This window comes from Pseudomonas sp. GCM10022186 (genome assembly GCF_042656385.1).
Classification (GTDB): domain Bacteria; phylum Pseudomonadota; class Gammaproteobacteria; order Pseudomonadales; family Pseudomonadaceae; genus Metapseudomonas.
On the sequence record NZ_JBHSOU010000075.1, the window covers coordinates 16,127 to 31,613 of the forward strand.

The 15,487-nt window shown below is 66.6% G+C and carries 13 protein-coding genes; 11 read left to right on the forward strand and 2 right to left on the reverse strand.

Annotated elements, in window-relative coordinates:
- Window positions 1–13: 13 nt before the first annotated feature.
- Together tssJ and tagH are read right to left on the reverse strand one after the other, a co-directional pair.
- Entirely contained in the window at window positions 14–481 is a 468-nt protein-coding gene (tssJ, locus tag ACFPU0_RS27650; RefSeq protein WP_377696489.1) for a type VI secretion system lipoprotein TssJ, read from the reverse strand.
- Between the two features lie 116 nt (window positions 482–597).
- Entirely contained in the window at window positions 598–2,001 is a 1,404-nt protein-coding gene (gene tagH / locus ACFPU0_RS27655; RefSeq protein WP_377696490.1) for a type VI secretion system-associated FHA domain protein TagH, read from the reverse strand.
- A gap of 370 nt (window positions 2,002–2,371) precedes the next feature.
- On the opposite strand from tagH, the gene tssA reads away from it, so the two are divergent.
- The 11 genes from tssA to ACFPU0_RS27710 all read left to right on the forward strand — a co-directional run bounded on the left by tssA (window position 2,372) and on the right by ACFPU0_RS27710 (window position 15,480).
- The gene (tssA, locus tag ACFPU0_RS27660; protein WP_377696491.1) at window positions 2,372–3,412 is read left to right on the forward strand and encodes a type VI secretion system protein TssA; all 1,041 of its coding nucleotides are present in this window, start codon (window positions 2,372–2,374) and stop codon (window positions 3,410–3,412) included.
- Window positions 3,413–3,484: 72 nt separating this feature from the next.
- Window positions 3,485–4,000 carry a type VI secretion system contractile sheath small subunit gene (gene tssB, locus ACFPU0_RS27665; RefSeq protein ID WP_377696492.1) on the forward strand — a complete coding sequence of 172 codons (516 nt, stop codon included), beginning with the start codon at window positions 3,485–3,487 and terminating at the stop codon, window positions 3,998–4,000.
- Between the two features lie 26 nt (window positions 4,001–4,026).
- Window positions 4,027–5,511 carry a type VI secretion system contractile sheath large subunit gene (gene tssC, locus ACFPU0_RS27670; RefSeq protein ID WP_377696529.1) on the forward strand — a complete coding sequence of 495 codons (1,485 nt, stop codon included), beginning with the start codon at window positions 4,027–4,029 and terminating at the stop codon, window positions 5,509–5,511.
- Between the two features lie 75 nt (window positions 5,512–5,586).
- The gene (locus ACFPU0_RS27675; protein WP_377696493.1) at window positions 5,587–6,075 is read left to right on the forward strand and encodes an Hcp family type VI secretion system effector; all 489 of its coding nucleotides are present in this window, start codon (window positions 5,587–5,589) and stop codon (window positions 6,073–6,075) included.
- A 70-nt stretch (window positions 6,076–6,145) separates the two neighbouring features.
- A complete protein-coding gene (locus tag ACFPU0_RS27680; protein WP_377696494.1) occupies window positions 6,146–6,577 on the forward strand; it encodes a type VI secretion system amidase effector protein Tae4 in 432 nt (143 codons plus the stop codon).
- A complete protein-coding gene (locus ACFPU0_RS27685) occupies window positions 6,574–7,008 on the forward strand; it encodes a hypothetical protein (protein ID WP_377696495.1) in 435 nt (144 codons plus the stop codon). The genes ACFPU0_RS27680 and ACFPU0_RS27685 overlap by 4 nt, the downstream gene beginning before the upstream one ends.
- 135 nt (window positions 7,009–7,143) lie before the next feature.
- Window positions 7,144–7,659, forward strand: coding sequence for a type VI secretion system baseplate subunit TssE (tssE, locus tag ACFPU0_RS27690; protein ID WP_377696496.1), 516 nt, complete (start codon window positions 7,144–7,146; stop codon window positions 7,657–7,659).
- Window positions 7,656–9,515: a type VI secretion system baseplate subunit TssF gene (gene tssF / locus ACFPU0_RS27695; protein WP_377696497.1), complete on the forward strand. Its 1,860-nt coding sequence runs from the start codon at window positions 7,656–7,658 to the stop codon at window positions 9,513–9,515. The genes tssE and tssF overlap by 4 nt, the downstream gene beginning before the upstream one ends.
- Complete coding sequence (tssG, locus tag ACFPU0_RS27700) at window positions 9,479–10,528, forward strand: type VI secretion system baseplate subunit TssG (protein WP_377696498.1); 1,050 nt, start codon at window positions 9,479–9,481, stop codon at window positions 10,526–10,528. Before tssF ends, tssG begins: the two co-directional genes overlap by 37 nt.
- Entirely contained in the window at window positions 10,525–13,236 is a 2,712-nt protein-coding gene (gene tssH, locus ACFPU0_RS27705) for a type VI secretion system ATPase TssH (RefSeq protein WP_377696499.1), read from the forward strand. Before tssG ends, tssH begins: the two co-directional genes overlap by 4 nt.
- 18 nt (window positions 13,237–13,254) lie before the next feature.
- Window positions 13,255–15,480: a type VI secretion system Vgr family protein gene (locus ACFPU0_RS27710; RefSeq protein ID WP_377696500.1), complete on the forward strand. Its 2,226-nt coding sequence runs from the start codon at window positions 13,255–13,257 to the stop codon at window positions 15,478–15,480.
- Window positions 15,481–15,487 lie beyond the last annotated feature (7 nt).

Here is a 15,487-nt window from a genome sequence, read left to right on the forward strand (position 1 = left end):
GCTCCCGACCGGCCTATTGCTCTTTCACGGGCACGGCGGTCACGGCGCGGGCCCCGAGTGCGATGTCGAACCGGCTCTCCTGGTTGGCCGGAACCGTCACCAGCTGCCGCCACACGGCGCTGTCCAGGTCGCGGTAGGCGACCACTATGCCGAGCAGGCGGGTCGCGGCGTCGAGGGTCCGTTCCAGCGCCTGGCGGTCGCCGGGTCGGACCAGCAGCTCATCCTGTTCGACGAGATCGGCCGCGAGGGTGGCCTGGGGGGATTCGACCAGGGAAAAGTAATCGGCCCGATTGAACGCGGCGCCGCTCTTCAGCTCGAAGAGCCGGACGCGCACCGGGGCGGGCTGGCCGCTGGCGGAGGGATTGAGATCGGCGGAAGCCTGGAACTGCAGCAGGACCCGGGTCGGTGGTGGAGGCGGTTCGCTGGAAGCACAGGCAGAGAGTAATAACACGGCCACCGCTATCCATAATCTCCTTGGCATGTATCCGTCCTCCATGACGTTCGATTCCAAACCAGAATAGTCCGCAAAAACCAACCGGACTTGCAGAAGCGAGAAACTTATCAAGTCCAATAAAGTGCCACTATTTCAATATCTCGCTAGTTGCGCCTCAGCCTGAGACTTTGCTCTTCATAGGCACGACTGAATTCGCGCCCGAACAGATCCTGGAAATCATCTTCGGCTTCTTTCGAGATACTGGCATAGAGTTCGGTGAACAATTCCCAGTATTGCGCCTGCCTTCCCCCCGGCAATAACCCGGAAAGTCCCGAAGGTTTATCGAGGCGCGCTTCCAGTTCCGCCGGTTCGAACCGTTTCAGCAGATGCTTGATGGCGGCCTGCACACCGGCCATGACGGCCAACTGGTGCGCCTTGAGGTCTTCGAAACTCTCGGCGATGGCCCGGTCCGGCGCCATGAAGGCCTGGTTTCCGTGGCGCAACAGCAGCAGCAAGGCTTCATCGACATTCGGCGCGAACTTCAGCGGGTTGTTCTCCACCGGGCGGATCATCGTCTGGGCCATGCGAAACTCGCCTTTCAGGCTGCTGCGGGCACGCAACACGTCCAGCAGCCCTTCCACCATGAGCCGGTAGCTACGGCCGATGGCTTCCATCTGGGCCGCGGCTTCGGCACGGTCCACCTTCAGCTGGTCCATGCCGGCACCACGCAGGAAGGCTTCCAGGGCCTCGCTGTGGCTGGCCGGCGCGGCGCTTCGTTCGGGCTGGGGCGCAGGGGGAGCGGGTTTCGGCGGCGCTTCGGCAGCCAGCGGCATCGCCGCGGGCGGTTCGCTCGGCCCGGCCTGCGGGACGCTTGCGGCCGGCTGCGAAGGCGCGACAGCGGCGCCCGCCGCAGGCGCACCCGGCTCGGCGAAGGGGTCCCAGTCCGCCGGAATCGCCGGCTGCCGGGCGGGTTCCGCGGCGGCGCTGGCCGGCTCCGGCGGCCGGAAGTCGTGACGCTCGGCCGGTACGTGGTCCGGCCGGGGAGCCGGCGGGGCCGGTGGCGCGGCGAGGAAGTCGAACAGGTCGGGCTTGGTGTCGAGAGGCGAGCGCCCCTGGAAATGCGCGCTGACCGGCGCGTCGGGCACCGCCGGCTGGGGCGCCGGGGATGCGTCCGGCGCGCCGGCCTGGCGGCTCATGAGGGCGTCGAAGCTGGTGAAGGGATCGGCCGTCGCCACACCCGGGGCGACGGCTTCGAGCTGCACCAGGATCTCGTATTCGCCCAGGCGCAGCACTTCGCGGTCCTGCAGCGACTCGCTGTTGCCGCGACGCATGCGCACGCCGGAATTCACCAGCAGCACGCCGTTGGTGCTGGTATCGGTCAGGTAGTAGGTCCCGTCGCGGAACTGGATGGTGCAGTGCTGGCTCGACACCAGGCGCTCCGGATCGGGCAGCACCCAGTCGTTATCCGTGCCCCGTCCTATCTTCAGTTCGCCTCGGTCCAGCGTCATTTCCGCACACTGTCCCGGTGTGATCTTGTGATAACTGGTGATGGTCAAACGCAGCGGCATCAATGCTCCTTTTTCTCCGTCCATGATGGCCATTAAACATCATTACCCGTGGAATCAAGTATAAACTTCACAAAGGCAACGAGTGTCGCCCATGAACTGAATTAGTGTTATGTTTTTTTGGAATTTGATCTATCTCGAAACAAGATAAACATATCCCTACCGCTTCGCCTATCTTGTATTCCCCTGAACTTCCGCCGCCACTCAGGACTTCTTGACAAGTTTGAATGGCGACCAAGAATTGGATCACTCCTACATGCAGATTCACTGATAACGAATTTGCCTGAACGTAATTCCAAGGACTGCATCAAGTCTTGCGTACATGACATCGGCTCGCCGGCTTTGATGCAGGTTGATATGGAGATCATCCGCCGTGGTGGACTTACCACTGTTGATTGCGGCCGTTAGCGCAGACTCGCCCTGTGGCGAGGACCTTGAATACGATTCCTCCTTTCTCGAACTGGAGCGTGCCGCGCAGGGCCTGCCTGAACGGCAGATGGGCGATGCCGTGCTGGCGGCCGAACCGCCCGAGTGGCGCAAGGTCCGCGATCTGGCCGCGGGATTGTTCGGGCGCAGCAAGGACCTGCGCATCGCCAATTACCTGGTGCAGAGCGCCGTCGCCCTGGATGGCCTGCCCGGCCTGACCCGGGGGCTCGCCCTGGTCCGCGAACTGCTCGAACGCTACTGGGACGGGCTCTACCCCCGCCTGGACAGCGAAGATGACAACGACCCCACTTTCCGCCTCAACGCCCTGCGCGGGCTGGTCGCCGACACCCAGCTGCAGTTGCTGCGCGATGCGCCGCTGGTGCGTTCGCGGGCCTTCGGTACGGTCAGCCTGCGGGCGGCCCTGAATGCCGCCGGGCTGCAGCGTTTCGCCTCGGAAACCCTGAACCTGGAGCAGGTCGCCGGCGCCTTCCAGAACGGCGAAGCCGGGGAGCTGGAACGCACCCGCGCGGCGCTCGCCGAGGCCCAGGCCCACCTCGCGGCCATCGAAAGCCTGGTGAGCGAGCGGGTCGACGCGGCCGAGGGCATCGATCTCGCGCCGCTCAAGCAGTTGATCCGCCTGGCGCTGCAATTGATCGACGAACACGCTCCGCAGCTGGACGGCGCCCCGGCCGGCATGGCCGACGCCGGGGCCACCGCGAGCGATGCGCAACCCCATGACGCTTCCAGGGCCGGCGACGCGCCCGCCGCGCCCCGGGTTTCGGCCGAAATCGCCAGCCGCGACGACGTGCTGAAGACCCTCGATCGCATCCTGGCCTACTACGCCAGTCACGAACCCTCCAGCCCGGTGCCCGTCCTGCTGAGCCGCGCCAAGACACTGGTGACCGCCGATTTCGCCGCCATCGTGCGCAACCTGATCCCGGACGGGCTTTCGCAATTCGAGAATCTGCGCGGCCCCGGTTCCGAGTAGCGCACAGAGGCTGCCGCAAAAGATCCGTTTCCGACGCCAACCCAGCCGTAGAGGCTTTCAAGGAGGAGCAACATGGCCAACAGCAGCAGTCAGAAGTTCATCGCGCGAAATCGCGCACCCCGCGTCCAGATCGAATACGACGTGGAGCTCTACGGTGCGGAGAAGAAGGTTCAGCTGCCGTTCGTCATGGGGGTGATGGCGGACCTCGCCGGCAAGCCGGCCGAACCGCTGCCGGCGGTGGCCGACCGCAAGTTCCTGGAGATCGACGTCGACAATTTCGACTCCCGCCTGAAGGCCATGAAACCGCGCGTGGCCTTCGGCGTGCCGAACGCGCTGACCGGCGAAGGCAACCTGAGCCTGGACATCACCTTCGAGAGCATGGACGACTTCAGCCCGGCGGCCATCGCCCGCAAGGTCGACTCGCTGAACCAGTTGCTGGAAGCCCGCACCCAGCTGGCCAACCTGCTGACCTACATGGACGGCAAGACCGGCGCCGAGGACATGATCCTCAAAGCCATCAAGGACCCGGCATTGCTGCAGGCGCTCGCCAGCGCGCCCAAGCCGACCGATCCCGAGCCGCAAGCCTGAGGAGGACCCGAACCATGGCCGACCCCATGAGCACCGAAGCGCTGCAGCCCGAAGCCGCCACCGAGCAGACCAGCGAGTTCGCATCCCTGCTGCTGCAGGAATTCAAGCCCAAGACCGAGCGCGCCCGCGAGGCGGTGGAAACCGCGGTGCGCACCCTGGCCGAACAGGCGTTGTCGCGCACCGAGCTGATTTCCAACGACGCGATCAGCTCCATCGAGTCGATCATCGCCGCGATCGACGCCAAGCTCACCGCGCAGGTCAACCTGATCCTGCACCACCCGGACTTCCAGCAACTGGAAAGCGCCTGGCGCGGTTTGCACTACCTGGTGAACAACACCGAGACCGACGAGCAACTGAAGATCCGCGTGATGAGCATCGCCAAGGGCGAGCTGCACAAGACGCTGAAGAAATTCAAGGGAACCGCCTGGGACCAGAGCCCGATCTTCAAGAAGATGTACGAGGAGGAGTACGGCCAGTTCGGCGGCGAGCCCTACGGCTGCCTGGTGGGCGACTACTACTTCGACCAGTCGCCGCCGGACGTTGAGCTGCTCGGCGAGATGTCGAAGGTCTGCGCGGCCATGCATGCCCCCTTCATCGCCGCGGCCTCGCCCACCGTGATGGGCATGGGCTCCTGGCAGGAGCTGTCCAACCCGCGCGACCTGACCAAGATCTTCACCACCCCGGAATACGCCGCCTGGCGCTCCCTGCGCGAATCGGAAGACGCCCGCTACATCGGCCTGACCATGCCGCGCTTCCTCGCCCGCCTGCCCTACGGCGCGAAGACCGATCCGGTGGACGCCTTCGCCTTCGAGGAGGAAACCACCGGCGCCGACAGCTCCAGGTACGCCTGGGCCAACTCGGCCTACGCCATGGCGGTCAACATCAACCGCTCCTTCAAGCTCTATGGCTGGTGCTCGCGCATTCGCGGCGTGGAATCCGGCGGCGAAGTGCCGAACCTGCCGACCCACACCTTCCCCACCGACGACGGCGGCGTGGACATGAAGTGCCCGACCGAGATCGCCATTTCCGACCGCCGCGAAGCGGAACTGGCGAAGAACGGCTTCATGCCGCTGCTGCACAAGAAGAACACCGACCTCGCGGCTTTCATCGGCGCCCAGTCGCTGCAGAAACCGGCCGAGTACGACGACCCGGACGCCACCGCCAACGCCAACCTGGCGGCGCGCCTGCCCTACCTGTTCGCCACCTGCCGCTTCGCCCATTACCTCAAGTGCATCGTCCGCGACAAGATCGGCTCCTTCAAGGAGAAGGACGACATGCAGCGCTGGCTGCAGGACTGGATCCTCAACTATGTCGACGGCGACCCGGCGCACTCCACCGAGACCACCAAGGCCCAGCACCCGCTGGCCGCCGCCGAAGTGGTGGTGGAAGAAGTCGAGGGCAACCCCGGCTACTACAGCTCGAAGTTCTTCCTGCGCCCGCACTACCAGCTGGAAGGGCTGACGGTATCGCTGCGCCTGGTATCCAAGCTGCCGTCAGCCAAGGCGGCCTGACCGCTCACGACAAGCGTCCGCCGCGGAGGCGGCCGCCACAGGGAAAACAGTGGCGCGAGCCACTAGGGAGGCAAGATGGCTGTAGATATGTTCATCAAGATCGGGGACGTCAAGGGCGAGGCCAGGGACAAGGCGCACGTCGACGAGATCGATGTGCTGGCCTGGAGCTGGGCCATGGCGCAGTCCGGCTCCATGCACATGGGGGGCGGAGGGGGCGCCGGCAAGGTCAACATCAACGACCTGTCCTTCACCAAGTACGTCGACAAGGCATCGCCCAACCTGATGATGGCCTGCTCCAGCGGCAAGCATTATCCCGAGGCGAAACTGACGGTGCGCAAGGCCGGCGGCGAGAACCAGGTCGAGTATCTGGTGATCACCCTCAAGGAAGTCCTGGTGTCCTCGCTGAGCACCGGCGGCAGCGGCGGCGAGGACCGCCTGACGGAGAACGTCAGCCTCAACTTCGCCCAGGTGCTGGTCGACTACCAGCCGCAGAAAGCGGACGGCGCCAAGGACGGCGGGCCGATCAAGTACGGCTGGAACATCCGCGAGAACGTCAAGGTCTGAACCCGCCGTCCCCTGCGGTGGTCGCCGCAGGGGACGCGGAACCTTGCCTGCCACGAAGAGGAGCTTCGACATGGCAAAGCCGGCATTCATCAACCTCTGGAACAACTACCCGAGCGAGAACCACCCCTGCGACGGGGGCTGGGACAACCAGTGCGCGATCCGCATGAGCATCACCCTGAATGCCGAGCGCACCCTGCACGTCGACCGCAACACCTACTCCGAACCCAAGTGCAGCCATGGCCATGCCCGTGGCGCCGAGTCCCTCGCCAACTGGCTCTGGCGGCGTCACCTCGGGCGCCCGGCCATCTACACCGACGGTGCCGCGGCCAAGCGCACTCTCATCGACAAGACCGGGATCATCTTCTTCAAGGACTGCTTCACCCGCCAGGGCGAGAGCCGGGCCGTGGGCGACCATATCGACCTGTGGAACCGCGGCTTCACCAAGACCTACGACGACCCCTCGAACCTCTCCGCCCAGGTCTGGTTCTGGGAGCTGTCATGATGCGCCCAATCCATGCCCTGCTCTGCACCGCCCTGTGCATCGCCCTGCCCGCCTGCGCCCAATCCGGTGCTGATACCGCCACCCAGGCGCGCTTCGGCGAACGGCAACTGGCGCTGCAGGAGCGCGAGGGCCGCTGCGCGCTGGTGGAGCCCGGCCAGGCCAACCTGGATCTGCAACTGAAATGGCCGTGCCAGTTCCATCTCGACCAGGAGGGCGGCCTGAGGACGCGGCAGGTGGGTGACAACCGGGTGCTGCTGGTGGAGAGCAGCGAAAAGGTGCCGGACAGCCAGGACTGCCGCACCGAAATCCAGGCGATCAGGGCCCACGGCAATGGCCTCGAAGCCTCGAGGGCGGTCAGCCGGGTTGCGGCCTGCCCCCCCTTCCAGTGGGACGAGAAGGTCTTCATCGGGCTGTTCGAGTCCCGTCCCTGAGCCGCTCCGGCGGACAACCGGAGGAAGCCGCGATGAATGCCGATGAATCACTCCGTGCAGGGCGCCTCGACCAAGCCCTGGATGCGCTGCAGGCGCAGCTGCGCAGCCTGCAGTTCGATGCGGCGGAAGCCTGAGATGGCCGAACTGACGCCCCAGGAACGCCTGCAGCCGTCGCTGCTGGACCGCCTGACCGACGACGAGCCGGGCAATCCGCGGGAAGGCGCCGACCGCCGGATCATGTCGCTGAACCAGCTCAAGGCCTCGGTGCTGCGCGACCTGGCCTGGCTGTTCAACACCACCGCCCTGTTCGCCCCGGACACCGGCACGCAGATCCCGGCCGGCAGCTCGGTGCTCAACTACGGCCTGCCGGCCCTGGCCGGGCATACCGCGTCGAGCGTCGACGTCCAGGCGCTGGAGGCGCTGCTCGCCGACGCCATCGCCGCCTACGAGCCGCGCATCCTGCGCAGGTCCCTGAAGGTGCGCGCGCAACTGCGCCCGGAAGAAATGGACCACAACGCCCTGAGCTTCGAGATCGAGGGCGACCTGTGGGCCGAACCGGTGCCCCTGCGCATGCTGCTCACCACCAACCTCGACCTCGAGACCGGCCACGTCCAGGTGGTGCCGGCCGAGCAGCAGCGGAGGCCACGATGAACCCGCGCCTGCTGGACTACTACAACCAGGAACTGCTGCACATCCGCGAAAGCGCGGCGGAGTTCGCCAGCGAATATCCGAAGATCGCCGGCCGCCTGGGCCTGTCCGGCGTCGACTGTGCCGACCCCTACGTCGAGCGCCTGCTGGAAGGCTTCGCCTACCTCACCGCGCGGGTGCAATTGAAGCTGGACGCGGAATACCCGACCTTCACCCACAACCTGCTGGAAATCGCCTACCCGCATTACCTGGCGCCCACGCCGTCGATGGTGGTGGTGCAGCTCCAGGCCGATCCCAACGAAGGCTCGCTGACCGGCGGCTTCACCGTGCAGCGCGACGCGGCGCTGCGCGGGCTGCTCGGCGCCGAAGAGCAGACCGCCTGCGAATACCGCACCGCCCACCCGGTCACCCTCTGGCCCCTGGAAGTCGCCCGTGCCGAATACTTCGGCTCGCCGGCCGCCACCCTCGGACGCCTGGCCGCCGGCGAGCCCCGGGCCAAGGCGGGGCTGCGCCTGCGGCTGCGCACCGGCGCCGGACTGCCCTTCAACAGCCTGGGCCTGGACAGCCTGCCGCTGTACCTGCACGGCGCCGACGAGCAGCCCTTCCGCCTTTACGAGCAACTGTTCGGCAAGGCATGCGCACTGCTGGTGAAGTGCCCGCAGGAGGACTGGGTGGAACGCCTGCCACCGGGCGCGCTGCGGCCGCGCGGGCTGGACGACGAGGATGCGCTGCTGCCGGTGGTGCCGCGGGCCTTCCAGGGCTACCGCCTGCTGCAGGAGTACTTCGCCCTGCCCCAGCGTTTTCTCTTCGCCGAGTTCTCCGGGCTGGGGCCTGCGGTGCGCCGCTGCGCCGGCCAGGAGCTGGAGCTGATCGTCCTCTTCGAACAACTGGACCCGACCCTGGAAGGCACGGTGGGCGCCGAGCAGTTCGTGCCCTTCTGCACCCCCGCGGTGAACCTGTTCCCCCGGCGTACGGACCGCATCCACCTGTCCGAACGGGTGCACGAGCACCATGTGATCGCCGACCGTACCCGCCCGCTGGACTTCGAGATCCACTCGCTGCAACAGGTGACCGGCTACGGCAGCGGCCCGGAGCAGCCCTTCCAGCCTTTCTACGCAGTGCGCGACCCGGCCCGCTACGGCCGCGACCAGGCCTACTACATCGTCCGCCGCGAGCCGCGCCGGCTGCCCAGCCAGCGGCGGCGGAGCGGCCCGCGCGCCAGCTACATCGGCAGCGAGACCTTCGTGTCCCTGGTGGATGCCAACCAGGCGCCCTATCGCCATGACCTGCGCCAGCTGGGCGTCAAGGCGCTGTGCACCAACCGCGACCTGCCCCTGCTGATGCCGGTGGGCACCGCGAAGAGCGACTTCACCCTGGAAGACAGCGCACCCGTGCTGGCCGTGCGCTGCCTGGCCGGGCCGAGCCGGCCGCGGGCCAGCCGCGCCCACGACGCCAGCGCCTGGCGCCTGATCAGCCAGCTGTCGCTGAACTACCTGTCGCTGACCGAGCAGGGCCAGGGCGCGGCGGCCCTGCGCGAACTGCTGCGGCTGTACGGCGACCCTGGCGACCCGGCGGTGCAATTGCAGATCGAGGGGCTGCTCGAGGTACGCAGCCGGCCCTGTACCCGGCGCCTGCCGATGCCGGGGCCGATCGTCTTCGGCCGCGGCCTGGAGATCAGCCTGGAGTTCGACGAGAACGCCTTTCGCGGTAGCGGGGTATTTCTCCTCGGCAGCGTGTTCGAGCGTTTCCTGACCCGTTATGTGTCGATCAACAGTTTTACCGAAACGGTGCTGCGCACCACGGATCGAGGCGAGGTGATGCGATGGCCGGGGAGTCCCGGACGCCGTCCGAACCTGTGAGCACCATCGCCGCGATGGCGGCCGAGCCCTGGGACTATGACTTCTTCCAGGCGCTGCGGCGCATCGAGTGCGAGTTGCCGACACGCCCGCGCATCGGCCATTCGCTGCGCCTGGGTGAGGACCCACTGCGCCTCGGCCAGCGGCCGGACTGCGGCTTCGCCCCCTCGACCCTGGCCGCCGTCGATGTCGGCGCGGAAGGCCGTCCGCCGCGCCTGGAGCAGTTCTTCTTCGGCCTGACCGGCCCGAACGGGCCACTGCCCCTGCATCTGACCGAATATGCCCGCGAACGCCTGCGCCACCATAAAGACGGCGCCTTCAAGCGCTTCCTGGATGTGTTCAACCATCGCCTGCTCACCCTCTTCTACCGCGCCTGGGCCGAATCGCGGCCGACGGTCAGCCACGATCGGCCGGACGATGACTACTGGGCCGCACGCCTCGGTGCGCTGTCCGGGCGCGGCATGCAGAGCCTGCTCGGCCAGGGACCGCTCTGCGACAGCGCGCGCTACCACTACACCGGCCACCTGGCGGCGCAGACCCGCTACCCGGACGGCCTGCGCGCCATCCTCGCCACCTATTTCGAACTGCCGGTGAGCATCGAGGAATATGTCGGCCAGTGGCTGGAACTGCCCACATGCAGCCGCCTCGGCCACGGCGCCAGCACACTCGGCATGGACCTGTGCCTGGGCAGCCACGTCTGGGATCGCCAGCACAAGTTCATGATCCGCCTGGGCCCGCTGAACCTGTCGCAATACCAGCGCCTGCTGCCCGGCGGCGAGCTGTTCGGCGAGCTCGCCGCCTGGGTCGCGGAGCATCAGGGCGAGGAACTGGACTGGGAAGTGAACCTGGTGCTGCGCCGGGAAGAGGTGCCGCCGCTGCACCTGGATGGCGGCGCGCGCCTCGGCTTCGACACCTGGCTGGGCACGCCGGACAAGGCCCCCGCGGACCTGCTGCTGGCCCGCCACTACGCATTGGAACGCCCCTCCACCCCAAGGAACGAGGAGACAGGAACATGAGCGAAATCAGCCGCGCCGCGCTGTTCGGCAAGTTGAACGGTGTTGCCTACAAGGCCATCGAAGCCGCCACCGTGTTCTGCAAGCTGCGCGGCAATCCCTATGTCGAACTGGTGCACTGGCTGCACCAGATCCTGCAGCTACCGGATTCGGACCTGCACCGGCTGATCCGCCAGTTCGACGTGGAACCCGCGCGCCTGGCCAGGGACATGAGCGATGCGCTGGACCGCCTGCCGCGCGGTTCCACCTCGATCACCGACCTGTCCTCCCATGTCGAGGAAGCGGTGGAGCGCGGCTGGGTCTACGGCAGCCTGATGTTCGGCGAGAGCCAGGTGCGCACCGGCCACCTGGTGGTCGGCATCCTCAAGACCCCGAGCCTGCGCCATGCGCTGCTGGCCATTTCCCGCGAGTTCGACAAGTTCAAGGTGGAGGCGCTGACCGAACGCTTCGGCGAATACATCGGCAATTCGCCGGAGAACGGCCTTGGCGCCAGCGACGGCTTCAATGCCGCCGCCGCGCCCGGCGAGGCCAGCGGCGCCATGGCTCCCAGCGCGCTGGGCAAGCAGGAGGCGCTCAAGCGCTTCACCGTCGACCTCACCCTGCAGGCCCGCAGCGGCAAGCTCGACCCCATAGTCGGCCGCGACGAGGAGATCCGCCAACTGGTGGATATCCTCATGCGCCGCCGGCAGAACAACCCCATCCTCACCGGCGAGGCCGGTGTGGGCAAAACGGCGGTGGTGGAAGGCTTCGCCCTGCGCATCGTCGCCGGCGACGTGCCGCCGGCCCTCAAGGATGTCGAGCTGCGCAGCCTGGACGTCGGCCTGCTGCAGGCCGGTGCGAGCATGAAAGGCGAGTTCGAGCAGCGCCTGCGCCAGGTCATCGAAGACATCCAGAGCTCACCCAGGCCGATCATCCTGTTCATCGACGAAGCCCATACCCTGGTCGGCGCCGGCGGCGCGGCGGGCACCGGGGACGCCGCCAACCTGCTGAAGCCGGCGCTGGCCCGCGGCACCCTGCGCACCGTCGCGGCCACCACCTGGGCGGAATACAAGAAGCACATCGAGAAGGACCCGGCACTGACCCGGCGCTTCCAGGTCGTGCAGGTGGACGAACCCTCCGAACCCAAGGCCCTGCTGATGATGCGCGGCGTCGCCTCGACCATGGAACAGCACCACAAGGTGCAGATCCTCGACGAGGCGTTGGAGGCGGCGGTCAAGCTGTCCCACCGCTACATTCCGGCGCGCCAGCTGCCGGACAAGTCGGTCAGCCTGCTCGACACCGCCTGCGCGCGGGTCGCCATCGGCCTGCACGCGGTGCCCGCCGAGGTTGACGACAGCCGCCGGCGCATCGAAGCGCTGACCACGGAACTGGCGATCATCGGGCGCGAGCAGGCCATCGGCATCGACACCGGCAAACGCCGGGCCGATGCCGACGCGGCGCTGGCCGCAGAGAGTGAACGCCTGGCCGCCCTGGAAGCTCGCTGGAGCGAAGAAAAAGCCCTGGTGGACGAGCTGCTCGCCGTACGCGCCCGGCTGCGCGGCTCGGCAGAAACCGTGGACGATACGGGTAAGGACACCCCCGAAGCGCCGTCCGGGCGCCTCGACGACGCCGAGCGCCAGGCCTTGCGCCAGCGGCTCGGCCAGTTGCAGGAGCACCTCGGCACCCTGCAGGGTGAGTCGCCACTGATCCTGCCGAGCGTGGACTACCAGGCGGTGGCCTCGGTGGTGGCGGATTGGACCGGCATTCCCGTCGGGCGCATGGCGCGCAACGAGATCGAGACCGTGCTGAACCTCGACCGCCAGCTGAAGAAACGCATCATCGGCCAGGACCACGCACTGGAGATGATCGCCCGGCGAATCCAGACCTCACGCGCCGGCCTCGACAATCCGGGCAAACCGATTGGCGTGTTCCTCCTCGCCGGCACCTCCGGCGTCGGCAAGACCGAAACCGCCCTGGCCCTGGCCGAAGCCCTGTACGGCGGCGAACAGAACCTCATCACCATCAACATGAGCGAGTTCCAGGAAGCCCATACCGTGTCCACCCTCAAAGGTGCCCCGCCCGGCTATGTCGGCTACGGCGAAGGCGGCGTGCTGACCGAGGCGGTGCGGCGCAAGCCCTACAGCGTGGTGCTGCTGGACGAGGTGGAGAAGGCGCACCCGGACGTCCATGAAATCTTCTTCCAGGTCTTCGACAAGGGCGTGATGGAAGATGGCGAAGGCCGCCAGATCGACTTCAGGAACACCCTGATCCTGCTCACCACCAACGCCGGCACCGAGCTGATCGCCAGCCTGTGCGGCGCCCCGGACCCGATGCCCGATCCCGAGGGCATCGCCAAGGCGTTGCGCGAGCCGCTGCTCAAGGTGTTCCCGGCGGCGCTGCTCGGCCGCCTGGCGACCATCCCCTACTACCCCTTGAGCGACGCGATGCTGAAAAGCATCACCGGCCTGCAACTCGGCCGGATCAAGCGCCGCGTCGAGGCCAGCCACAAGGTGCCGTTCGACTACGACCAGGACGTGGTGGACCTGATCGTCTCGCGCTGCAGCGAAACTGAAAGCGGCGGCCGGATGATCGACGCCATCCTCACCAACACGCTGCTGCCCGACCTCAGCCGGGAATTCCTCACCCGCATGCTGGAGGGCCGGCCGCTGGCCGGGGTGCATATCAGCTGCCGCGACAACGCCCTTCATTACGACTTTGACCGCAGGGCTTGAAGCGAGGCCTGAGTATCGATGGCGATCACACAGAACACGCGCCTGGTACAGGTCAGTAGCCCCCTCGGGGAGAACGTGCTGGTCCTGCAGAGCCTGGATGGCAGCGAGGAACTCGGGCGGATCTTCCAGTACGAACTGGAACTGGTCTCCGAGGACCCGGCCGTCAAGTTCGACCAGTTGCTGGGCAAGCCCATGAGCCTGGCGCTGGAGCTGCATGACGGCAGCAGGCGCCACTTCCACGGCATCGTCAGCCGCTGCAGCCAGAGCGCCGGCAATGGCCAGTTCGCCGGTTACCAGGTCAGCCTGCGGCCCTGGCTGTGGCTGCTCAGCCGCACCTCCGACTGCCGGATTTTCCAGAACCGCACGGTGCCGGACATCATCAAGCAGGTGTTCCGCGATCTCGGCTTCTCCGACTTCGAAGACGCCCTGAGCCAGACCTACCGCGAGTGGGAATACTGCGTGCAGTACCGCGAGACCAGCTTCGATTTCGTCAGCCGGCTGATGGAGCAGGAAGGCATCTACTACTACTTCCGCCACGAGAAGAGCCGCCATGTGCTGGTGCTGGCCGACGCCTACGGCGCGCACTCGACGGTGAGCGACTACGCCAGCGTGCCCTACTACCCGCCCACCGATGAGCAGCGCGAGCGCGACCACTTCTTCGACTGGCGCCTGGCCCGGGAAGTCCAGCCCGGCTCCCTGGCCCTCAACGACTACGACTTCCAACGGCCCGGCGCGCGCCTGGAGGTCCGTTCCAGCGTGTCGCGCAGCCACGCCCAGGGCGACTACCCGCTCTACGACTACCCGGGCGAATACGTGCAGAGCAAGGACGGCGAGCACTACGCCCGCACCCGCATCGAAGCCATCCAGGCCCGGTTCGAACGCGTGCAGCTCCGGGGCAAGGCCCGCGGCCTGGGCTCCGGCCACCTGTTCAAGCTGACCAACTACCCGCGCGAGGACCAGAACCGCGAGTACCTGGTGGTGGGCGTGCGCTACCACATCACCCAGGAAAGCGCCGAGTCGGGCCGCCTGGAAGGCATGCTGCAGTACGAGAGCGAGCTCGACTGCATGGATGCCGGCCAGACCTTCCGGCCGCTGCCGCAGACCCCGCACCCCATAGTCCAGGGGCCGCAGACCGCCCTGGTGGTCGGCCCCGGCGGCGAGGAAATCTGGACCGACCAGTACGGCCGGGTGAAGGTGCACTTCTACTGGGACCGCCACGACCAGTCCAACGAGAACAGTTCCTGCTGGATGCGCGTGTCCCAGGCCTGGGCCGGCAAGAACTGGGGCGCAGTGCAGATCCCGCGTATCGGCCAGGAAGTCATCGTCAGCTTCCTCGAAGGCGACCCGGACCGCCCGATCATCACCGGCCGGGTCTACAACGCCGAGCAGACCGTGCCCTACGAGCTGCCCGCCAACGCCACCCAGAGCGGCGTGAAGAGCCGCTCCAGCAAGGGCGGCAGCCCGGCCAACTTCAACGAGATCCGCATGGAGGACAAGAAAGGCGCCGAGCAGCTGTTCATCCACGCGGAAAAGAACCAGGACATCGAGGTCGAGAACGACGAGACCCACTGGGTCGGCCATGACCGCACCAAGACCATCGACAACGACGAGACCGTCCACGTCAAGCACGACCGCACCGAGACGGTCGACAACAACGAGACCATCACCATCGGTGTCGACCGCAAGGAAAATGTCGGCAACAACGAAACCATCAGCATCGGCGTGAACCGCACCGAGAAGGTCGGCAGCGACGAGAAGATCAGCATCGGTGCCAACCGCACCGAGGATGTCGGCAGCAACGAGACCATCACCATCGGCGCCGACCGCAAGGAGAGCGTCGGCAACAACGAAACCATCAACATCGGCGCCAACCGCACCGAGGACGTCGGCAGCAACGAGACCATCACCATCGGCGCCAACCGCACCGAGAAGGTCGGCGACAACGAAAGCATCAGCATCGGCAGCAACCAGAGCACCGACATCGGCAAGAACGAAAGCCGCAGCGTGGGCCAGAACCGCGACACCTCGGTGAACCAGAACGACAGCCTGGACGTGGGCAGGAATTTCTCCCTCAGCGCCGGCGACTCCATCACCCTGACCACCGGCTCGGCCAGCATCACCATGAAGAAGGACGGCACCATCGTCATCAGCGGCAAGAACATCACCATCGACGGTTCCGGCGCCATCGATATCAAGGCCAACCGCAACGTCGTCATCAAGGGTCAGAAGATCCTGCAGAACTGAAGCCAAG